Annotated in this window: 11 protein-coding genes; 4 read left to right on the top strand and 7 right to left on the bottom strand. The window is 68.5% G+C overall.

Translation table 11 applies throughout. The annotated features are described in order from the left end of the window. Positions 1-51 precede the first annotated feature (51 nt). The 6 genes from PFX91_RS17095 to PFX91_RS17070 all read right to left on the bottom strand — a co-directional run bounded on the left by PFX91_RS17095 (position 52) and on the right by PFX91_RS17070 (position 15,152). Positions 52-846, bottom strand: coding sequence for a thioesterase II family protein (locus PFX91_RS17095; RefSeq protein WP_285733086.1), 795 nt, complete (start codon positions 844-846; stop codon positions 52-54). 251 nt (positions 847-1,097) lie between these two features. Further along, entirely contained in the window at positions 1,098-10,628 is a 9,531-nt protein-coding gene (locus PFX91_RS17090; RefSeq protein ID WP_285733084.1) for a non-ribosomal peptide synthetase, read from the bottom strand. Between the two features lie 317 nt (positions 10,629-10,945). Further along, complete coding sequence (locus PFX91_RS17085) at positions 10,946-11,959, bottom strand: asparagine synthetase A (RefSeq protein ID WP_285733082.1); 1,014 nt, start codon at positions 11,957-11,959, stop codon at positions 10,946-10,948. Positions 11,960-12,004: 45 nt separating this feature from the next. Continuing rightward, the gene (locus PFX91_RS17080; RefSeq protein WP_285733080.1) at positions 12,005-13,273 is read right to left on the bottom strand and encodes a methylaspartate mutase; all 1,269 of its coding nucleotides are present in this window, start codon (positions 13,271-13,273) and stop codon (positions 12,005-12,007) included. Beyond that, entirely contained in the window at positions 13,270-13,623 is a 354-nt protein-coding gene (locus PFX91_RS17075) for a cobalamin B12-binding domain-containing protein (protein ID WP_285733078.1), read from the bottom strand. Before PFX91_RS17075 ends, PFX91_RS17080 begins: the two co-directional genes overlap by 4 nt. Before the next feature lie 212 nt (positions 13,624-13,835). Next, entirely contained in the window at positions 13,836-15,152 is a 1,317-nt protein-coding gene (locus PFX91_RS17070; protein ID WP_285733076.1) for a helix-turn-helix domain-containing protein, read from the bottom strand. A 326-nt stretch (positions 15,153-15,478) separates the two neighbouring features. On the opposite strand from PFX91_RS17070, the gene PFX91_RS17065 reads away from it, so the two are divergent. Beyond that, positions 15,479-15,631, top strand: coding sequence for a hypothetical protein (locus tag PFX91_RS17065; RefSeq protein WP_285733074.1), 153 nt, complete (start codon positions 15,479-15,481; stop codon positions 15,629-15,631). 36 nt (positions 15,632-15,667) lie between these two features. On the opposite strand, the gene PFX91_RS17060 is transcribed toward PFX91_RS17065, so the two are convergent. Next, positions 15,668-18,634, bottom strand: coding sequence for an AfsR/SARP family transcriptional regulator (locus PFX91_RS17060; protein WP_285733073.1), 2,967 nt, complete (start codon positions 18,632-18,634; stop codon positions 15,668-15,670). A 340-nt stretch (positions 18,635-18,974) separates the two neighbouring features. Here PFX91_RS17060 and PFX91_RS17055 point away from each other — a divergent pair, with 340 nt between their 5' ends. From PFX91_RS17055 to PFX91_RS17045, 3 genes are all read left to right on the top strand, one after another. Continuing rightward, positions 18,975-19,379, top strand: coding sequence for a nuclear transport factor 2 family protein (locus PFX91_RS17055; RefSeq protein ID WP_285733071.1), 405 nt, complete (start codon positions 18,975-18,977; stop codon positions 19,377-19,379). 148 nt (positions 19,380-19,527) lie between these two features. Next, on the top strand, positions 19,528-20,169 hold the full coding sequence (locus tag PFX91_RS17050; protein WP_285733069.1) for an OB-fold-containig protein: 642 nt from the start codon (positions 19,528-19,530) through the stop codon (positions 20,167-20,169). Between the two features lie 187 nt (positions 20,170-20,356). Continuing rightward, a complete protein-coding gene (locus PFX91_RS17045) occupies positions 20,357-22,402 on the top strand; it encodes an SPFH domain-containing protein (protein WP_285733067.1) in 2,046 nt (681 codons plus the stop codon). Position 22,403: the final 1 nt, after the last annotated feature.

Raw genomic sequence — 22,403 nt, 5'->3', positions numbered from 1 at the left:
CGAACGGGATCCCCGCCCGTTTTCCGTGGACCTTCTCTTCTTGAGGAGTGCTCAGGAGACGTGCATTGTCGAGACTGAATCCGCTACCGAAGCGACGATCCGCATGAAGGCGTCCATGTTCTCTTCGCTCTCGTCGAAGTAGAAATGTCCGCCGGCCAGGGTCTCGATCCGGGCCTGTCCCGTGGTGACCTCGCGCCATTCCACGAGGTCGCCCACCGGGACGATGGGGTCGGACTCGCCTCCGACGATCGTCACGGGGCTGCTCAGACTTCCCTTGGCGTCCTGCCTCCGGTAGACGTCGTCGATCGCGAAGTCGGCTCTGATCGAGGGGAGGACGATCTCCCTCATCTCGGGCTCGTCGAGGATCTCGTGTTCGGTACCGCCGCGGGCCTTGATCGCCTCGACCAACTCCTCGTCCGTCAGCGACTCGGGCAGGACCGGACTGGGATTGGGCAGGAAGGGCGCCCGGCAGGCCGATCCGATGAGGGCCAGGGGCGGCCTGCCCGCCGCCGTGAGCCCTCGTGCGACCTCATAGGCCACGAGGGTGCCCATGCTGTGGCCGAGTACCACCAGGTCGCGCTGATCGGCGATGAGCAGCTCCACGATCGGCGCGACCAGGTCGTCGACGCTCTCGGGCAGGTCCTCGACGAAGCGCGAACCACGCCCCGGGTACTGGGCCACGAGAAGCCCCACGTCCGCCGGAAGGCGCCCCTCCCACTGGGCGTAGTAGTGGGCGTTGCCGCCGGCATGGGGCAGGATCAGCAGGGAGAGGCCGCCGGGAGCGGAACCGCGCCTCAGTTCCCAGAGGATCTCACTTCCTGCGAGGTCGTTTCCGGATACCATCATTCCATCCCGTTCCAAGTCGTCTTCGAGGCCGAAATGAATTTCCCGATGTATTTCTCTCTCGGGATCTTCCTGTGTTGCACCGATCTCATGGGAGAAATTACTCCGTTCTCCTCGGGGGGTCGGGCAGGAGATGACGGCAGAGATGCGGCAGTTCTCGGATTTCACGCGGTTCCTCCGCCGGCCGTACGGGTCCTGGAACACAGAAGCGGCCGACCCCCTCGTCAGGGGTCGGCCGCAAGGGAGGGGCGGGATCAGCCGCCGATCTCCACTCCTGCCCGGGTCCGGCGTCGCAGCGCCGGCCTGGCAACGGCGACGGGCGTCGTTTCGAGACGCTCGGCCAGGAAGGCCACCGTGGGAGCCCGGAAGACGTCCTCCAGGGTCATCTTCGCGTCCATGGCGGAGTGGACACGGGCGATGAGCTTGGTCGCCAACAGGGAATGCCCACCCAGATCGAAGAACGAGTCATCGATCCCCACCGACTCCAACCCCAACACCTCGGCGAACAACCCGCACAGGATCTCCTCCCGCGCATCCCGCGGACCACGCCCCGAGGACACCACCGAAAAATCAGGCTCGGGCAACGCACGCCGATCCAACTTGCCGTTGGCCGTCAACGGCAACTCCTCCAACACCACCACCGCCGACGGCACCATGTACTCCGGCAACGACGTGGCAAGACCCGCCCGCAACACGACGGCGTCCAACACCACACCCGCCTCCGGCACCACATAACCGACCAGGGACAGGACGTCGTCAGGGTCTCGGCGAGGCACCACCACGGCCTGGGCCACACCCGCGAGCCCCATCAGCGCGGCCTCGACCTCCCCCGGTTCCACCCGGAAACCACGCACCTTCACCTGGTCGTCGGCCCGGCCCAGGTACTCCAGCACCCCGCCGGAGGTCCACCGCACCAGGTCGCCCGTGCGGTACATCCGCCCGCCCGGCGTACCGAAGGGGTCGGGCACGAACCTCTCGGCCGTCAGATCGGGACGTCGAAGGTACCCCTGCGCCAGCGTGCACCCGGCGATGTACAGCTCACCCGGCACACCGGTGGGGACCGGGTCCAACCACCTGTCGAGCACGTACACACGTGATCCGCCGACAGGGCTTCCGACCGGTACCGATCTCTCTCCCCCGTCGATCGATCCGACCTCATGGGTGGTGGTGAAGCCCATGTTCTCCGCCGGGCCATAACCGTTGACCACCCGCACACCCGGATGCTCGGCCAACGCCTTGGCCACATGCGCCACCGACGCCGCCTCACCAGCGGTCATCGCCACACGCACCACATCGAACACCTCAGGACGCTCGTCCAACATCACGTTGAACAACCCCGCCGACATCTGAAGATCGGTCACCCCATGCCGCACCACCAGATCCGCGATCGCATCGAACCGCGGACGCTGCCCCGGCTGCAACACACACCGACCACCGAACAACAACGCACCGAACAACTCCAGAGCGAACGCGTCCCACGACACCGGCGAACACTGCAACCACACCTGATCAGCGTCGAAGTCCAGATAGTCCTGATCCACGAACGTCCCCACCAGGCCCCGGTGTGCCGTCACCACCCCCTTCGGAGTACCCGACGAACCCGACGTGAACATCACGCACGCCACGCTCTCCGGCGACACCTCCAGGCCGAGATCGCCCTCATCGTGGCCGGAGATACACCCGGCTTCGGAGTCGACCAACACCGTGTGCACCCCCGAGAGCGCGGGTGTGCCGTTCGAGCCGGATTCGGACACCACCACGCCGACGCCGGCGGAGGCGATCACCGACGCCACACGGGCCGCCGGGAACTCCACGTCCAGCAGGGTGTAACCGGCACCGGCCTTGAGCACCGCCAGTACCGCCACCACCATCTCCGGACCACGCGGCAGGTACACGCCCACCATCGCCCCCGGTTCCACACCGTGTTCGCGCAGGTGGCGGGCGAGCCGGTTGGCCCTGGCGTTCACCTCCCCGTAGGTGAGCCGCTCCTCCCCGAACACCAACGCCACCGCGTCAGGGGACTGCGCCACCCGCTCCTCGAACACCTCGTGCACGACCCCATCCACGTCGGACCGTTCGGCGGCGCCGCCGAACTCCTCCAGCACACGCCGACGCTCCCGCCGCGACAACACGTCGATCCGACCCACCGACACCCGCGGATCAGCCGCCACCGCCGCCAACACCCGCTCCCAGCGCTCCACCAACGCCCGCGCCGTCTCCCGATCGAACAGATCGGTGGCGAACTCCAGCAGCCCCGACACACCTTCCGCCCTCTCGCTCAGGGAGAAGGTGAGGTCGAACTTGGAGACCTTCCATGCGAAGGACTCCCGTTCCACCTCAAGCCCCGGAAGGGAGAGGTCGGCGGCCTCGTTGTTCTGGAGGACCAACATCACCTGGAACAGTGGATGGTGGCCCATCGAGCGGGCCGGGGCGACCGCCTCGACCACCCGCTCGAAGGGCACGTCCGCGTGCTCGAAGGCGGCCAGGTCGGCCTCGCGCACCCGCTCCAACAACTCCGCGAACGACGGATCCCCCGACACGTCCGTCCGCAGCACCAGGGTGTTGACGAAGAACCCGACCAGATCGTCCAACGCCGGATCCGTCCGCCCCGCCACCGGAGTCCCGATCGGCACGTCCTCCCCCGCACCGGAACGACTCAGCGCGACCGCCAACGCCGCCTGGAAGACCATGAACAGGGTGACACCGTGACCCCGCGCCACCTCGGACAGGGAACGATGCAGATCGGCGTCCAGGTCGAACGCCAGGCTCTCGCCTCGGTTGGAGGCCACCGCCGGGCGGGGCCGGTCGGTCGGCAGCTCCAACGCCTGGGGGGAGCCGTCCAGCGTCTCGCGCCAGAAGTCGAGCTGTCGGGCCGCGAGACCCTGGGGGTCCTCCTCGTCCATCAACCCGTTCTGCCACAGGGTGTAGTCGGTGTATTGGATCGGCAACGGTTCCCACCCGGGGATCCGTCCCTCGCACCGCGCACCGTAGGCCTCGGCCAGGTCACGCAACAGCACACCCTCGGACCACCCATCGGTCGCGATGTGATGCATCAGCACCACCAGCACCGACTCCTCCTCCGAGACACGCAGCAGGTCCGCGCGCACCGGCAGGTCCATCGTCAGATCGAAGGCCCGTTCCAGAAGGGCGTCGACGCGTCGCGGGGTCTGGCTCCGCGGACACGTGTGGACATCGAGGAGCGGGCGTTCGCGGGCCTCCTCCTCGGTGAACACCCTCTGGCGGGGCTCGTCCCCCGAGAAGGGGAACACCGTCCGCAGCACCTCGTGCCGGGCGACCACGTCGCCCAGGGCCGAACGCAGCGCGTCCTCGTCCACCCGGCCACGCAGACGCAGTACGAGTGGCACGTTGTAGGAGGTGCTCGCCCCCTTCAGGCGGTTGAGGAACCACAGTCGGCGTTGGGCGAAGGACAACGGAAGCACCTCGGGACGCTCCCCGGCCACCACGGGTGGACGCACCCGACCACCCCCGGCCGCGTCGACCGCCTCGGCCACCCCCACCACCGTCGGAGAGGCGAACAACGCACGCAACTCCACCTCCGCACCCAACACCGCACGAATACGGGCGATGAGCTTGGTCGCCAACAGGGAATGCCCACCCAGATCGAAGAACGAGTCATCGATCCCCACCGACTCCAACCCCAACACCTCGGCGAACAACCCGCACAGGATCTCCTCCCGCGCATCCCGCGGACCACGACCCGAGGACACCACCGAAAAATCAGGCTCGGGCAACGCACGCCGATCCAACTTGCCGTTGGCCGTCAACGGCAACTCCTCCAACACCACCACCGCCGACGGCACCATGTACTCCGGCAACGACGTGGCAAGACCCGCCCGCAACACGACGGCGTCCAGCACCACACCGTCCTTGTGCGCGGGCGTCGTGTAGGCCACCAGGCGCTTGTCCCCCGGACGGTCCTCACGGACCACCACCGCGCATCGGCCGACCCCGGGCAGGGCGGCCAGGGCGGCCTCGACCTCTCCCGGTTCCACCCGGAAACCACGGACCTTCACCTGGTCGTCGGCCCGGCCCAGGTACTCCAGCACCCCGTCGGAGGTCCACCGCACCAGGTCGCCCGTGCGGTACATCCGTCCGCCCGGCGTACCGAAGGGGTCGGGCACGAACCGCTCGGCCGTCAGATCGGGCCGGCCCACGTAACCCAGGGCCAGCCCCTCGCCGCCCACGTACAGCTCTCCCGTCACGCCCACGGGCACCGGACGCATACGCCCGTCCAGGACGTAGGTCCTCCCTCCGGGGATCGGCCGCCCGATCGGGATGGAGACCTGTCCCTCCTCCACCGCACGGACCTCGTGGAAGGTGGTGAAGCCCATGTTCTCCGCCGGGCCATAACCGTTGACCACTCGCACACCCGGATGCTCGGCCAACGCCTTGGCCACATGCGCCACCGACGCCGCCTCACCAGCGGTCATCGCCACACGCACCACATCGAACACCTCAGGACGCTCGTCCAACATCACGTTGAACAACCCCGCCGACATCTGAAGATCGGTCACCCCATGCCGCACCACCAGATCCGCGATCGCATCGAACCGCGGACGCTGCCCCGGCTGCAACACACACCGACCACCGAACAACAACGCACCGAACAACTCCAGAGCGAACGCGTCCCACGACACCGGCGAACACTGCAACCACACCTGATCAGCACCGAAATCGGCGTAGTCCTGGCCCAGGAACGTCCCCACCAGAGCCCGATGCGGCGCCATCACGCCCTTGGGCGTACCGGTCGACCCCGACGTGAACATCACACACGCGACATCGGCGGCGGACACCTCGATCCCCAGGTCGGCCGTGTCCAGAGCGGCGATCAGCGCACGATCCTCGTCGATCCGCACACTTTCCGCTCTTGAGGTGACGGGTCCCTCCTCCCCCTCGGAGATCACCTTCTCCACACCGGCCGCGTCCACCACCGACGCCAGCCGTTCGGCCGGGAACTCCACGTCCAGCAGGGTGTAACCGGCACCGGCCTTGAGCACCGCCAGTACCGCCACCACCATCTCCGGACCGCGCGGCAGGTACACGCCCGCGACGTCACCCCGTCGCAGGCCTCTGTTCCTGAGGTGGCGGGCGAGCCGGTTGGCCCTGGCGTTCACCTCCCCGTAGGTGAGCCGCTCCTCCCCGAACACCAACGCCACCGCGTCAGGGGACTGCGCCACCCGCTCCTCGAACACCTCGTGCACGGCCCGATCCGCGATGCCGCTACGCTCCCCCTCCCCGGGCAACTCCTCCAGCACACGTCGACGCTCCTGCCGCGACAACACGTCGATCCGACCCACCGACACCCGCGGGTCAGCCGCCACCGCCGCCAACACCCGCTCCCAGCGTTCCACCAACGCCCGCGCCGTCTCCCGGTCGAACAGATCGGTGGCGAATTCCAGGTCTCCCGTGATGCCGGCCGGTCCCGAGGCGTCGATCTCCTCGCTGAGGGAGAGGGTGAGGTCGAACTTGGACGCTCCCGTGGAGCACAGTTCCAGGGTGGTGTCCAGACCGGGCAGTTCCAGGGTCGCCTCCCTGTTGTTCTGGAGGACCAACATCACCTGGAACAGCGGGTGGTGTGCGGCTGAGCGTGCGGGGGCCAGGGCCTCCACCACCTTGTCGAAGGGCACGTCCTGGTGGTCGAAGGCGGCCAGGTCGGCCTCGCGCACCCGCTCCAACAACTCCGCGAACGACGGATCCCCCGACACGTCCGTGCGCAACACCAGGGTGTTGACGAAGAACCCCACCAGATCGTCCAACGCCGGATCCGTCCGCCCCGCCACCGGAGTCCCGATCGGCACGTCCTCCCCCGCACCGGAACGACTCAACGCGACCGCCAACGCCGCCTGGAAGACCATGAACAGGGTGACACCGTGACCCCGCGCCACCTCGGACAGGGAACGATGCAGATCGGCGTCCAGGGTGAGGGGCACCGTCTCCCCCCGGTGGTCGGCGACGGTCGGACGGGGCCGGTCCAGCGGCAGGTCGAGGACCTCCGGAGCACCGTCCAGCGCCTCACGCCAGAAGTCGAGCTGTCGGGCCGCGAGACCCTCGGGGTCCTCCTCGTCCATCAGCCCGTTCTGCCACAGGGTGTAGTCGGCGTACTGGATCGCGAGTTCCGGCCGTCCGTTCCATTCCGGCTCCCGGTTTCGGACCCGATCCGTGTAGGCGGACGCCAGATCGTCCATCAGCGGACCCATCGACCATCCGTCACCGGCGATGTGGTGCAGCAACACCACCAGCACCGACTCCTCCTCGGAGGTCCTCAGGAGCCACGCGCGGAACGGGATCCGTGCCTCGATGTCGAAGGCGTGGCGGACCACCTCGTGGACCAGCCGGTCCACCTCCGAGGTCGTGGTCTCCTCCACCTCCAGGACGGGCCCGCTCTCCTCGGGGTCCAGGATCCTCTGGTAGGGCTCGCCCTCCTCGGAGGGGAAGACCGTCCGCAACGCCTCGTGCCGGGCGACCACGTCGCCCAGGGCCGAACGCAGCGCGTCCTCCTCCACCCGGCCACGCAGACGCAGCACCACCGGGATGTTGTAGGTCGGGCTCGGCCCCTCCATCCGGTTGAGGAACCACAGGCGCCGCTGGGCGAAGGACAACGGCACCCGCCGGGGTCGCTCCACCGCCACCGGCGGCCTTCGGACCGCTCCGGGGAGCGCGGCTCCGACCATCGCGCCGATGGCCGCGACCGTGGGCGAGCGGAACAGGTCCCGAACGTTCAGCTCCACCCCCAGCAGCGCACGCACCCGGCCGATGAGACGGCTCAGAAGCAGGGAGTGTCCGCCCAGGTCGAAGAAGGAGTCGTCGATGCCGACGGCGTCCACACCGAGGAGTTCGCGGAAGACACCGCAGAGGATCTCCTCCTGCGGTGTGCGCGGTCCTCGTCCGGTGGCCGCGGCTCCGTAGTCGGGAGCGGGCAGGGCCCGTCGGTCCAGTTTGCCGTTGGCGTTGAGCGGTAGTGCGTCCAGCACGACCACGACCGAAGGCAGCATGTAGTCCGGCAGCGAGGTGGCGAGGGCCGCCCGCAACGCGACGGCGTCCAGCGTCGCACCGCTCTCGTTCGAGGGAGCCGTGTAGGCCACCAGGCGTTTGTCCCCCGGGCGGTCCTCACGGACCACCACCGCGCACTGGCCGACCCCGGGCAGGGCGGCCAGGGCGGCCTCGACCTCCCCCGGTTCGATCCGGAAACCACGGATCTTGACCTGGTCGTCCACCCGGCCCAGGAACTCCAGCACCCCGTCGGAGGTCCACCGGACCAGGTCCCCGGTCCGGTACATACGTTCCCCCCGACCGTGGAAGGGGTCCGTGACGAACCGCTCGGCCGTCAGATCGGGACGGCCCACGTAACCCAGGGCCAGCCCCTCGCCGCCCACGTACAACTCTCCCGGCACGCCCACGGGCACCGGACGCATACGCCCGTCCAGGACGTAGCATCTGCGGTTGACGAGGGGCGCCCCGACCGGAACCGTGCCGCCCTCGATACGGGTCACCCTGTGGGAGTTGGTGAAGACCATGCTCTCCACCGGCCCGTAGCCGTGCTGTAGCCGGACGTCGGGGAACGCCTCCAGGAAACGTCTCATGTGCTCCACCGAGGGGGCCTCGCCTCCGGTGGCCACCTGCCCCACCCCGGAGAACACCTCAGGGCACTCGTCGAGCAGGAGGTTGAACAGACCCGCCGACAACCACATCGTGGTCACCCCGTGCCGGGCGACCAGGTCGGCGATCCGGCTCGGCTCCGGCACCTGGCCGTCGTGGAGGACGCACACCGATCCGTGCAGCAGCGCCCCCCAGAACTCCAGCACGAACGCGTCCCAGGACACGGGAGCCGCCTGGAGCCACACCTGCTCGGGGCCGAAGTCCAGGTAGTCCTGCCCCAGTAGGGTGGACACCACCGCGCGGTGCGGTGCCGCCACGCCCTTGGGCGTGCCGGTCGACCCCGACGTGAACATCACGCACGCGACGTCCCCGGGGTCCACTCGCAGACCCAGGCCGTCGGAACGGTGTCCGGCGATCGTCTCCGCCTCGGTGTCGACCCGCACCCGCTCTCGCGTGCCCACCCTTCTGTCGGACATGTCCTCACGGGTCACGACCAGGTCGACGCCCGCCGCCGACATCATCGAGTCCAGGCGGTCGTCGGGGAAGGACGGGTCCAACGGCACGTACGCGGCACCGGCCTTGAGCACGGCGAGCAGCGCCACGGCGAACTCCACTCCGCGTTCCAGCAGGACACCCGCCGCCGCACCGGTGACCAGGCCCCTGCTCCTGAGGTGGCGGGCGAGCCGGTTGGCCCTGGCGTTCACCTCCCCGTAGGTGAGCCGCTCCTCCCCGAACACCAACGCCACCGCGTCAGGGGACCCCGCGGCCCGTTCCTCGAACACCTCGTGCACGACCCGGTCCGCGTCGGACCGTACGGCGGCGCCGCTGAACTCCTCCAGCACGCGCCCGCGCTCCTCCTCCGTCAACAGGTCCAGGTCCCCCACCGGCACACCGGGGTCCTCGCACAGCGCGTCGAGGAGACGGAGGAAGGAGTCGGCGTGGCGCTCCAGTTCCTCGGGGGAGAACACCGCGGGGTTGGCGTCGAAGTCGATGTGCAGTGGGCCTCCCCGGCTGCGTTGCAGAACGTCGATCCGCAGCTCTTCGATGGGGCCTTGGAAGATGTTGTGCGGTACGGAGGGCACGCCACCGAAGTCGAGGCCGTAGTCGAAGGACATGATGTTGACGAGCGGGCCGAACTCGCGGCGGCTCTGTGGGGTCTGTCCGAGCAGACGCCGGGTCGCCGCGGCCGGGTGCCTCTGGTGCGGCAGGCACGAACGCAGGGCCGTCGCCACGTCCCCGGCCAGATCGGCCAGGGACGTGGCGGGGGTCACGTCGAACCGTAGCGGAACGACGTTGGAGGACATCCCGGGTGTGCGACGTGACAGGTCGGTGGTCCGCGCCGCGACGGGGAGGCTGAGGAGGATGTCCCTCTCCCCCGTCCAACGGTGGGTGTAGGCGGCCACCGCGGCCATCAGCAGCTGTTTCCACCCGGTGCCGGCCCGTTGCGCGGCCCGCTCGATGCGGGACACGTCCTCCTCGTCCATGAGGCGGGTGGATCTCAGGTAGTGAGACCGCGGATCCTCACGGTGCGGGGTGAGCGCAGTGTGGTGCGGGGCGCCGGCCAGGTAGTCGGTCCAGTAGCGGGCGTCCTCCTCACGCTCCTCACCGGTCTCGTAGCGCTTCGCCTCGTCCAGAAGAGCGCTGAATGAGCCGTAGGGCCGCCCGGTGTCGGTACCGCCGAGCAGGGCCGTGTACACCTCGGCCACACGCCGTGCGAGCAGCATGAAGGTGTATCCGTCGACCAGGAGATGGTGCGCGCGCTGGTACCAGATGTGCCGGTCGTTCCCCAGACGGAACAGGGTGTGGGCGTAGAGCGTGTCCTCGACCATGTCCAGGGGCGTGGCCAGGTCCTCGTGCATGATCGCCAGGGCGGCGGCCTTGGGATCGGTGTCGGCACTGACGTCGACCACCGTGAGCGGGTGGGTGATCTCCTGGTCGGGGTACTGCCGTGGCCCGGACTCCGTGGACAGGAACCGCATCCTCAGGATGTCGTTCTCGGCCACCACCAGACCCACGGCCCGGTCCAGCACCTCCGCGTCCACCGGGCCGGGGATCTCGTAGTACTCGCCGTTGTTGAGCATGGGACTTCGCGGATCGGATTCCTGTGTGAACCAGATCCCGCTCTGGGACTCGTTGAGCGGCCATGTCACGTCGGGGGTGCGGAGCATCGCTACTCCCTTTCCTTTCTCGTTCGCCCTGTCGGGCCGAACCCGTGGGTGGTGAAGGCGGGGCGGGAAGAACGCACCGCCCGGAGTTCCGGAAGGTCCGGAGAGCGGCTCACGCCGATAGCGGCACACGGCCGCTGGGAGAGGTCGATTCAGGCGACGAACGCCGTCGCGGACCGGAGGGCCGTCTTCGTCGTCGGAGGCGCCGTCACGGCCTCTGTGTCCGGCACGCGGCGGGCGCTCGCCGGACACGCCGCCGGAAGGTCTCGCGCGTCCCGGAAGGGGAGGGGGTCGCGACCGGCTCCTCCGTCACAGGGGGTTCACGCCGACACCACCCCGGGGAGTCGGGGATAGGCGCTGACCCGCCACAGGGAGTCCAGTCCGGTCAGGTAGCGGGTGACACGTTCCAGCCCCATGCCGAATCCGGCGCTGGCGGGAATTCCTCGTGCGACCTCGTCCAGGTACCAGCGGTACTTCTCGGGGTCCTCACCGTTCTGGCGGATACCCGTGACGATCTCCTCGTACTCGAACCGCCGTTCGCTCCCACTGACCAGTTCCCCGAAACCGCCATGGGCCAGGAGGTCGAAATTGCGCAGAGTGCCGGGGCGGTCCGGATTCTCTCTGTCATAGAAACCGCGTGACCCCTGGGGATAGTCGGTGACGAAGAAGGGTTTGTCGGCCTTGTGGGAGATCCGCGTCTCGCCCTCCCAGTCGATCTCGGATTCGGGGTCCTGCTCGTGTCCCATGCCCGCGAGTTCCGCCACCACATCCGCGTGGGTGCGCTTTTCGAATCCGCCTTTGAGCAGTTCCTTGAAGAAGATCGGGTCACGGTTCAGGGCTTCGAGTTGTTCGGAGGCGTTCTCGACGACCCGTCGGACGATGTGGACGAGCAGTTCGGCGGCCACGTCCATCGCCTCGTCGCGGCCGGCTTCGGCGATCTCGACGTCGATCTGGTGGAACTCGAAGAGGTGGCGACCGGTACCGGCGGTCTCCGGATGCTCGGCCCGCACGTTCGGCGCCACGTAGAAGAGGCGGGGAAAGGCGTTCAGGGAGACCTGTTTGTAGAGGATCGCGCTGGTCATGAGTTTGTGGTCGTGACCGTAGAAGTCGATGTCGATCTGTTTGGCGCCACGACAACCGGGGTCGGTGACCGGTCCGGTCAGCGGCGGCAGGAGTTCGACGAACCCCCGCCCCCTCAGGTAGGAACGCGCGGCGGCCAGCACTTCCTGCTGTACGAGCATCGCGTTTCGGGTGGTCCTCGAAGTGAGGTGTTCGCCCAAGGAGGGGATCTCGGGGGCGTCGACCGGCGGGGCGGGCGTCTCGTGCGCGTCCATCGTGCCTCTTCTCTCTGTTGCTCGGGTGCGGTCGACCGGTCGGGGTCAGGCCGCGGTGTCGTAGTGCCGCTCGACGTGGTGCAGCATCCTCAGGAGGGCGTCGGCGGTGAGACCGCCCCGGGGCAGCCGGGTCGGACCGTTCGTGATCGGCAGATCTCCCGTGGTCGACCAACGCAGTCGTCCGTCACCGTCGATGTAGCTGCGTGTCCGCCCCCGGTTGTCGGGATGCAGGCAGAAGGGGACGTCGAGGAGTCCTCGGTCGAACGCCTCCGGAAGCGACCGTCCGACATCGCCGTCGAGATCGAGGACGGCCTCCACCAGGGCCTTGGCCTCGGCGTAGGTCTCACTGTCCGAGGAGGCCGTGTCGGACGGGGGTAGTGCCCTCTGACGTGCGGCGGCCCGCGCGGCGTTCTCCAGGGCCTCGACGTTCTCCTCCACCGTCGGGATGCGGAACGCCTCGGCCCTGGTCTTGACGATGAGGCGGGCCGCACCCGCCCGGACGGCCGTGCGCGCGGCCTGTTCCATGAGAAGCGACGCGCCGCGGGGTGTACGCGGATAGACGCCCATGTAGGCGTAGAGGACCACGTGCCACTGGGTGTCGGGGAGGTGTTCACGGGCCAGTCGACGCAGGGCGAGCACCGCTTCCTCGTCCTGGCGGGGGTGGGTCTGCTGCGCGTAACTGAGGGAGAGGCTGCGGACGCCGTGCTGCCTGAAGAAGATGCCCTCCAGGAGGCTGATGGCGACGAGCAGGCCGGGCGGGCAGAGCTGCCCGAGCATGCAACCCCCGAAGCTCTCCAGGTGGGGGTGCGTTCCGTCGGCACCGGACTCGGCGAGGATCTCGGTGCCCTCGACCCAGCAGTCCACGGCCTCCCTCAACGGAGTACGGCTGTAGGGAAGGCAGTAGGAGACCGGTCCTCCCTCGGTGGCCTCCAGGCCCAACCGGGTCAGGGTCCGGAAGATGTCCTGGGGGCGGGAGGAACCATGACGGACCTGTACGGGGAAGTCCTCGCTCCGGACTCCGTCCAGGAGTCGGACGGTGTCGTCGTCGGGCCGGGCCACGATCGGATAGCCGTTGAGCCCCACCCCCTCGGCCAGCGCCCGAGCGGCCGCCGCGTGATCGCCGATCCTGGTGTAGCTGTCCAGTGTCAGGGTGCCCACGGTGACCGCGTCGGCCTCTTTGGTCCGTGCCAGGCCGTGGCGCATCCGCTCGACGTCGCCGAAGCCCATACGAGGCTGGACGACGAGACGACCACTCCGTTCCGCGGCGGCGACGAAGTCGCCGAACGGGGCTCCGGTACGCACGACGCTCGTCATGACACCGCTCTCAGCCCACGCTCGGACACGAAGGAGCGGAATCCGACCAGGTCGTCCTCACCGAAGACGGCGTCGAACCCTTCCTGGAGGAGACGCCGGGTGAACCCGACGTCCCGCGTGCCCTCCACGCCCAGTTTTCCCCCCACCACCATGAGGAGGTCTCCGAGTCCGGGAACCCCGCGCACGTGCCGGGCGAGTTCCAGCGCGTCATTGAAACCGTGCCCGTTGACGCTGCTCACCACCACCAGGTCAGGGCGATGCTCCAGACATTTTCGGGAGAAGAGCTCCAGAGGAACACAGGAGCCGATGTTCACCACCTCGTGCCCCATTTCCTCCAAGAAAAGCTGCATGAAAATAAGGTTCCAGGTATGAGAGTCGGAAACGGTGCTGGAAACAAGTGATATCGGCCGGGGCCGCGTTATTTCATCATGGAACATTGACCCCACCTCGAGTGGAAGATCTTGTGGAACTTTCCCCATTTCGGAGCAGAGCGTACTTCTCGGGTGATGCTCCGACGGGAAGAGTGATCGGCAGATTCTGCGGCACCAGGACCGGTGGTCGCTCAGGCGGCGCGGACGGGCGCCCTCATGGCGGGGACGAGATCGGCGCGGGTCGACCGCAGGATCCGTACGAGGTTGAGCGGGTGGACGCGGGTCTCCCCGCCGTCGCGGTCGCGGCGCACCAGTCCACGGACGATCAGATCGTTCAGTGCCCTCCCGCAGTCGGCGAGCGCGAGTCCGCCGACCCGGGCCAAGGCGTCGGCCCGCTCTCCCTCGGGGGTGGTGCAGAGCAGGTCCAGAACGGTCTCCTCCGTCGGGGTGCAGGAGGACAACGCGCTCTGGAGCGTGCCGACCAGCCCCGACCCCCCGGTCAAGGGGGTGAGGAAGGGCAGGGGGTCCTCCCGCAGACACGTCACCAGGGTCGCGGGGTCGTAGAGGGTCAGCCAGGAGGCCGCGGAGACCAGGGCGCCGGGAAGACGGTCGAGCAGGAGGCAGATCTCCGCCAGGTAGGCGATGTCCCCGCCGCTCGAAGCCGGGGAGAGCCGGGTGTCCCCCATGTGCCACATGAGCACGTCGACCGCGGCCTCGGGGGAGAGCGGAGCCAGGGGGAAGACCTGCTCTCCGTGCTCCCCGTGAGGGCGGGGGCCGACCACGAGGACACGCAGTTCGGTGCACTCACCGAGCAGATGGGCGAGCGCCGTCCCGTTGAGGGCTCTGGGACGGGGGGCGTCCAGGACCAGCAGGGCGGGCCGGTCGCCCACGGCCCTGGCCAGGCCGTCCACCCCGCCGAGTTCCACGTCCGCCGTGACCAGAGAGCCGAACAGACAGTCCACCGCTCGCTCGACCAGGTCGGCCAGCCCCCCGCGCACGCCCACGCTCGGCATGCGAAGGTCGCCTCCGGACCCGGCGGCCCACAGGACCGGGCTTCCCGAACTCTGGTGATAGCTCCGGGCCACCTCGGCCGCGAAACGGCTCTTGCCCACGCCGGGGAGACCGGTCACCGTCACCAGGCGCCGCCCCGGAGCCGCGAGGGTCAGGGCCAGGGCGTCGGCCTCGTCTCGGCGGCCGAGGGTCGGCGTGCACGGAGTGGGCGGCGGTGAGGGAACGGCGTGCGGCCCGGACAGACCGTAGGCGTGGCCCCCCATCCGCCCCGCGACGGCCAGCAGCTCCATTCGGCCGCGTTCGTTGAGACGCAGTGCGTCCGCGAGCAGATGAACGGTGTCCTTGCGCGGCTGTCGTACCCTGTCGTGCTCCAGGTCCCGAATCGCCCGAACGCTGACGGTGGAGAAGTCCGCCAGTTCCTGCTGGGTCAGGTCGGCTCGCGAACGATGTACTCGAAGCAGCTGACCGAAGCTCTGTCCGTTGTCTGGGGTTTCCATGTTCGGCACCGACCTTTCGTGGCGGCTCTTCACCTGGCGACCCCATCGTCGGAGAGTCCGCTATCTCCGGTATGTCTTTCGCGCTACCCCGGGCCGGTACCCGGACAGAGCACGTGCCCGTGGAGAGGGCGGGACCTTCGACGATGCCTTTGACGTGGGAGGAAAAGGCGAAGAGGCACGGTCAGTACACCCCGACGGGAGGTGATAGGAGGCCTCCGCGGGTGGGATAGCGGGGTGATAGCGCAAGCGACGATCCCGCGATGCCACGTCTTCCTAACTTCGTGTTCATCAGCAAGAACGCAGCGAATGAGAAAAGGGAAGACACCATGCGCCTGGTCAAGAACATCGCTCTCGCCCTCGCCGCCACCGCCGCCTTCACCACGGCCGTTCTCACCGGAACCGCCGCCCACGCCGACGACACCGTTCCCTGCACGCAGCCTCCGACCGTGTGCGCCGACGGCGGCAACTGGGAGAAGTGACCGTGCCCCCGGCGGCGGCTTCGTCCGGCACGTTCCTCAGGACCGGGGCGAGGTCATGAGCCCCGTGGCCGCCTCGCGCTCGCGCTCCATACCGCGCTCCTCGAAGATCCTCGCCGCGCGCCCGGCCAGTTCGACGGCCTGCTCCGTCTCCCCCGAATCCAGGAGCAGCCGTGCCAGGTCCAGCCCCGTCTCGGCCTCGCCCTCACGGTCCAGTATCTGTTCCCGTACCGCCAGTGCGCGGCCCAGATAGCGGCGCGCCTCCTGTCTTCGGCCCAGGAGCATGTTGACCCGGCCGAGGTCGTGGAGGAGGTATCCCTCCCCGATGGGGTCCCCGAGGTCGCGTACCAGATCGAAGGCCTCCGACAGGATCCTCAGTGCCTCCTGGTACTCGCCCGCGCCCAGCGTGGACTGGCCGATCCGGCGGAGCACCTGGGCCCGGTCCCGTGGATCCCCCGTGGTCCGCGCGTACTCCAGCGCCCCTTGGAGGTCCCGCATCCCCCGCTCACCGTCTCCCAGGAGCGTGTACACGTGACCGCTCAGGTGCAGTGTGCGCCCCAGACCCGCGATGTCCCCGATCGAAGCGAAACCCGCGTGCGCCTGCTCGCATAGTTCCAGTGCCCGCTGATGGTCCCCGCGCAACTGCTCCAGGTACGCCAACTCCCGCCGGCACATGGCCCGGCCCAGTTCGTCCCCGAGTTCGGTGAACTCCTCCAAGGCGTCGGTCAGCGACCTCCCGGCCTTCTCATAGTGGCGCTGGTCGAGGTAGAGGGAGCCGAAGGAGAAGGTCAGGGCGGCGCTTCCGCGCTTGTTGCCGTGCGCGCGCACCACCTCCATCGCCCGGTGGTTGGTCGTCTCCCAGTCGTCCAGGTAGCCGCGCCTGTTGAACAGCGGGACCAGCGCGCTGGCGAGTTCCCAGCACAACTCGTCCAGGCCGATGTCGGCGGCCAGGGAGACGGCCGCGCACAGGTTGACCTGTTCGCTCTCCAGCCACGCCATCGGGGCGGAGAGCGCGGTGGCGACCACCTTCTGCGGGGGGTTCCAGCGTTCCCCTCGGCCGTGCAGGAAGAGGTAGTCGCCTCCTTGGAGCCGTTTGTTGGCCTCGTCCACCAGGAAGAGCCATCCCCCGACCAGTCTCGCCCCCACCCTTTTCCGCTCGACCTCTGTCTCCTGGTCGAAAAGGCGTTCCCTGGCGAAGAGGCGGATGATGTCGTGGAACCGGTAACGGGGGTCTCCGGAGGCGTCGATGCTCACGACGTCCAGCATCTGGGCGTCGACCAACGGCTCCATCAGGTCCAGGGCGTGGGGCCGGTGGTCGTCCAACAGCGCCCCGGCGATCCAGCCCGGCTGGCTGGGCCCCTCCGCCAGGGCCAGAAGGCGCAGGGTTCGACGGGTGCGCTCGTCCAGTCCGTCATAGGTCAGTGACAGGCTCGCCCGTACCGTCAGCTCCCCATGCGCCAATTCGTCCAGTCTGTGCCGTTCGTCGGACAGGCGGTTGACCATGGAGGCGAGTGACCAGTGGCTCCGGGCCGCCAGACGCGCGGCGACGATGCGCAACGCGAGGGGAAGCCTTCCGACCGCGCCCACCAAGGCGACGGCCGCGGCGGGTTCGGCGTCCACGCGCTCGGCTCCGACCACGCTCCGTAGCAGGTCGATGGACTGCTCCTGGGAGAGGACGTCGAGCTCGAACACCCGCGCCCCGGGGATGCCCGTGAGCCTGGCCCGGCTGGTGACGATCACGCCGCAGCCGGAGTGGCCCGGAAGCAGGGCGGTGACCTGGTTCTCGGAGGCCGCGTCGTCGAGGACGACGAGGATCCTGCGCTGGGAGAGCATGCTGCGGTACATCTCGGCGCGCTCGTCCCGTGAGTCGGGTATGGACCGGCCCGGTATGCCGAGGGCCCGCAGGAAACGCCCGAGGACGTCGGTGGTCTCCACCGGCTGTCTCTGACTGCCCCTCAGGTCGCAGTAGAGCTGGCCGTCCGGGAAGGAGTCCTCGCCCAGGCGGTGGGCCACGTGCGTGGCCAAGGCGCTCTTGCCGACCCCGGGTCTGCCGATGAGGACGGCCACGCCCACGGCCCGGCCGCGTTCCCCGTCCAACAGACAGGACTCCACCGCGTCGATCCATTCGGTGCGTCCGACGAAATCCGCGCTGTCGGCGGGAAGCTGGCGGGGACGGACGTCGGCCCCCACGGCTCTGGTCTCGGGCTCGGCGGTGGCCACGGGGGTGGAGGGCTCGGGTGCCGGTCGTGCGTCGGCGGGGCCCGCCGGTGTCTCCTGGGAGGACGGGGGGACGAGGGGTCCGGGTCCTTCCTGGAGTCTCAGCTGCGTGTCACCGGACAGGATCGAGGCCTCCAGGGAACGCAACTCCTCTCCCGGTTCCAGTCCGAGTTCGTCGATGAGCAGTTCACGTCCGCGTCGATAGGTCTCCAGGGCCTCGGCCCGGCGGCCGGAGCGGTACAGGGCGAGCATCAACTGTCCGCGCAGCCTCTCCCGGAGGGGGTGCTCCTGGACCAGGGCGGTGATCTCGCCGATGAGGAGGTGATGACGTCCAAGGCCCAGCTCGATATCGAGGTAGGTCTCGGTGAGGTTGGTACGACTCTCGTCCAGTCGGGCCGCCTTGGTGGCGAGCAGTCCGCTGGACACTCCGCTGAGCGCGGGCCCGCGCCACAGGGCGACCGCCTCCCTGAGCAACGCCGCGGAATCGGCCGCCCTCCCCTCACGGGCGACGACGTCGGCCTCCTCCGCGAGCCTGTGGGCCCGGTGCATGTCGATGAGACCGGTGTCGACACGGAGCACGTACCCGGGCGGCTGGGTGACCAGTTCGGCGCTGGTCTGGGCGAGGCTCTTGCGCAGACGGGAGACACAGATCTGCACCTGGGTACGCGCGGTCTCCGGAGGGTCCTCGTCCCAGATCGCGTCGACGAGATAGTCGGTGGAGACCACGTGCCCCGCTTCCAGAAGCAGAGCGCAGAGGATGACCTGTTGGCGACCAGGGGGGATCCGCACCGGACCTGTAGGGGAGTCGACCTGAAGGTGGCCAAGAATACGGAAGATCAGGAGAATCTCCTCCCCTGCCGACAGATTCAGCCCTGGTCAATCCCTACATCGACAGGCCGAAACGCGCAGATTGATCGTACACATAAGTGCCTTTACCATCTATCACTTTTCCTCTCAAAAATCGATGAAACACTGTGAGGAACAGTGACGCCACCGAGCGTGATAACGCCTTGATAGCGACGGAATAACGCCTTCCCGCATGATCTGGAGTGGACCCGCAGGACCTCGTCGTTTTATCGAAACGAAACATGAACGAGGAGCGGAAGGCCGAAAGGGAGGGGTTTTCCAGATGTCTGCCAGCGGAGACCACATCAGGTCCCCCGCGCCGAGTGCGGCCCTCACCGCAGCCGGAGTGGACCACGTCCGCCTGTCCTACCACTATCTGGATTCACGCGACGTCGAAGGCTATCTGTCCCTGCTCTCGGAGAGAGTGTGGATCAGGTACCCCGACGCCGATCCCGTCCACGGACACGCCCAGGCCGCGGAGTTCCACGGGACGCAGTCACGCCTTTCGGGGACGCACACCCTGTACCAGGTGTTCGGTCAGGCTTCGCACATCGTGGCGATCGGTCGTCTCATCAGGACCTCCTCCGCGCGCGGCACGACCGGAGCACCGGCCGACGTCGACTTCGCCGACGTCTTCGTCCTGGACTCCGACGGGCTCATCCTCGGACAGCGTCGTTTCCTCCATTGAGACCCCGCGTCCGTTCCCGGCCCCCGCGGCGACCGGCCGGTCCGCCTCCCGTCCGTCGCCTGCGGCCCGACCCCGAACGACGGAACTCGCCGCCCGGATTCGATAGAGTTCCGACGCGATCAGCGCTTTTCACGGCAGGGGTGGACGTATGGGACTGTTTCTGAGCACCGCCCTCGGCTTTCCGACGGTCGTCCTCACCCCGTTGCTGATCGTCGTCGCCGCCTACTGGATCTTCGTGGCCGTCGGCGCCGCCGACCTCGACCTGCTCGACGGTGTGGACACCGACGGCGACGCCGTGGGCCTGAGCGCCGTCATGAGTCGCGTGGGGTTGGGGCGGGTACCGGTCACGGTGGCGTTGAGCGTCCTCGTGTGCGTCGCCTGGTTCGTGAGCATGATGGGGAGCATCATGACCGGTCTGCTGGACACCACCTCCACGCCCCTGTTGCTCGCCCTGGGCGCGGTGGTCCTGCTGATCGCGATCGTGACCGCGTGGGCGGTCACCAGCGGACTGGTCATGGCCGTCCAACGGTTCCTTCCCGAACGCGGCGGCGACTCCAAGCACGAACTGGTCGGACGTACCTGTGTGATCCGCATCGGCGAGGCTCGTGAGGACTTCGGCCGGGCCGAGATCACCACCGCCGGCGGCGCCTCCATCTCCATTCCGGTGCGCACCATCGGCGGAGAGGTCCTGCCGCTGGGCAGCACCGCCCTGATCTTCGAACACCGCGACGAGGACGACGTCTTCCTCGTCACCCACCTCGATCCGGCTCTGGACCCCGGCCGGGACTGAGCGCCCCGTCTCTCTCCCTCTTCCAAGAGGGATCCCATATCCGAGTGGTACGCGGAACCATTCGCCTTCGGGCGGCGTCACAGTCCACGAGCGCCCTCCCCTGGACACGGTCCCCGGTCTCCGTCTCCTCCTCGCGGCGCGCTCGCCCCTCTCCCCCGCACGCCACTCGTCGAAGGAGACTTCCCACGTGTTGTTGAGCGCCACCACGAACGGGCAGGAGGCGGCCGGCGCGGCCTTCATGACCATCGGCGTCGCCCTGGCCGTCGCCGTCGTCGTCCTCCTCGCCCTGCTGCTGATGGTCACCCGCCTCTTCCGCAAGGTCGAGCAGGGCAAGGCCCTGATCATCTCCAAGGTCCGCGACGTCCATGTCACCTTCACCGGCGCGATCGTCCTCCCGGTCCTGCACAAGGCCGAGATCATGGACATCTCCCTCAAGACCCTGACCCTCGACCGACGCGGACGCGAGGGCCTGACCTGCAAGGACAACATCCGCGCGGACATCAAGGTCTACTTCTACGTCCGGGTGAACGAGACCGCCGAGGACGTCAAGAAGGTCGCCAAGTCCATAGGGACCGAGCGTGCCAGTGATCAGGACACCTTGCAGGAGTTGTTCAACTCCAAGTTCTCCGAGGCCCTCAAGACCGTCGGCAAGCAGTTCGACTTCGAGGAGCTGTTCACCCACCGCGAGCAGTTCCGCCAGGCGATCATCTCCCTGATCGGTACCGACCTCAACGGCTACAGCCTGGAGGACGTGGCCATCGACGAGCTGGAGCAGACCCCCCTGCACCAGCACGACGCCAACAACATCCTCGACGCGCAGGGCATCTCCAAGATCACCGAGCGCACCTCCATCGAGCACAAGCGCACCAACGAGTTCGAGAACGACCGCAAGAAGGAGATCGACCGGCAGGACACCGAGACCGCCGAGACCCTCGCCGAACTGGAGAAGCGTCGCGAGGAGGCCGCCGCCAAGGCCAAGCGCGAGATCGAGATCATCCGTGCCCGCGAGGAGGCCGAGACCGCCCGCGTGCGGGCCGAGGAGCGCCTCAAGGCCGAGGCCGCCGACATCCGCACCGCCGAGGCGCTGGGCGTGCAGCACCAGAACCAGCAGCGGGAGATCGCGGTCGCCGAGAAGAACCGTGAGCGCGTCATCGCCATCGAGAGCGAACGCATCGAGAAGGACCGCCTGCTGGAGGTCATCGGACGCGAGCGTGAGACCGAGCTGAGCCGCATCGCCAAGGACAAGGAGGTCGAGGCGGAGAAGCGCGAGGTCGCCGACGTCGTGCGCGAGCGGATCGCCGTGGACCGCACCGTGGCCGAGCAGGAGGAGGCCATCAAGCGCCTGCGCGCGGTCGAGGAGGCCGAGCGCACCCGCCAGGCCATCATCATCCAGGCCGAGGCCGAGGCCCAGGAGAACCTGGTCAAGGACATCAAGGCCGCCGAGGCCGCGGAGGCCGCCGCCAAGCACAGGGCCGCCGAGGAGCTCACCCTCGCCGAGGCCCGTCAGCAGGCCGCCGAGCTGGACACCCGTGCCAAGATCCGTCTGGCCGAGGGGCTTCAGGCCGAGGCCGCCGCCTCCGGTCTGGCCGAGGTCCAGGTCCGCGAACAGGACGCCGACGCCATCGAGAAGGTCGGCCGCGCCGAGGCCACCGTGGCCCGGGAGAAGGCACAGGTCGAGGCCGAGGCCGTCGAGCAGAAGCTGCGCGCCGAGGCCGCCGGTCTGACCGACAAGGCCGCGGCCATGGCCGCCCTGGACGAGGTCAGCCGCGAGCACGAGGAGTACCGTCTGCGTCTGGAGGCGGAGAAGGAGGTCCGTCTGGCCGGGATCGACGTGCACCGCCAGGTCGCCGAGGCCCAGGCCACCGTGTTGGCCACCGGACTGGAGAACGCCGACATCAACATCGTCGGCGGCGACGGCGCCTTCTTCGACCGTATGGTCAACTCCATCGGCATGGGCAAGGCCGTGGACGGTTTCGTCGGCAACTCCCGGACCGTGCAGGCGCTGGGCGGCGGTTGGCTCAACGGCGAGGGCGACTTCGCCGCGGACATGCGCAAGGTGCTGGAGTCGGTGGACACCGAGGACGTCAAGAACCTGACCGTCTCCGCGCTCCTGCTCAAGCTCATCGGGGCGGGCGGCCCCCAGGCCGACAAGTTGGACGGCCTGCTCGGAACCGCACGTTCCCTGGGCGTGGACCAGTTGCCCGCGACCGCCCTCGCCACCACCGAGCAGTGAG

Origin of the sequence: Nocardiopsis sp. ATB16-24 (genome assembly GCF_030271535.1) — a bacterium.
In the GTDB taxonomy this organism is placed as follows: Bacteria; Actinomycetota; Actinomycetes; order Streptosporangiales; family Streptosporangiaceae; genus Nocardiopsis.
Note: the sequence above shows the minus strand (reverse complement) of the source record. Positions and strands in the feature narration are given on the sequence as shown.